General features: G+C 50.8%; 1 protein-coding gene. It reads right to left on the bottom strand.

Going from position 1 to position 567, the window contains the following annotated elements:
• Window positions 1-321: 321 nt before the first annotated feature.
• Window positions 322-567, bottom strand: a 246-nt coding sequence (locus tag SLW74_RS27480; protein ID WP_410930728.1) for a hypothetical protein, incomplete at its 5' end; no start/stop codon positions are given.

Here is a 567-nt window from a genome sequence, read left to right on the forward strand (position 1 = left end):
ATCGACAGCGTTGTTCTTGTTGGGATCAAGCACGTTGAATGCGTCTGCAGGCTCGACTTTAGGACGAGGGTAGGGTGTTGCGTTAATGGATAAAGTGCCGTCAAGCGCCTGTTTGATTGCCGCCGTCAATTTGTCTTTTTGCTCGGCGGTCAGGGAAGTGGTCTTCATTTTCTTTTGCTCCTTGCTAATCTGGTTCACGGAGTCGATGTGTGAATAGGCTGTGAGCCAGACAGCCGGGTATTGACGTACTTGTTACTCAAACCCGGCGGTATCTAATGATCGTTACTTAAACCAGTCGTAGGGTTTTTCAGCCTGGAACTCTCAAGAAACTGTGCCTGTCAGGAGTACGGTGGTGTCTTGCGTAGTTCCTCCGTCAACAATTTCCAGCCCTTTTGAGTCCGTCACCTTGGTGATTTCAATCGTATGAACAACCGGGACGCTTCTAATGGTGTACGACTGTTCCGAAAACGGAAAGCGCGTTGCACCGCCATCAAAAGACGCCTCCAGCTTCAGCGTAAAGGTCGAGCCGTCGGTCAGCGTTTTGAGGAGGTCCTTGGAGATGCCCCT

Origin of the sequence: Pseudomonas sp. W5-36 (genome assembly GCF_046540455.1) — a bacterium.
In the GTDB taxonomy this organism is placed as follows: Bacteria; Pseudomonadota; Gammaproteobacteria; order Pseudomonadales; family Pseudomonadaceae; genus Aquipseudomonas; species Aquipseudomonas graminis_B.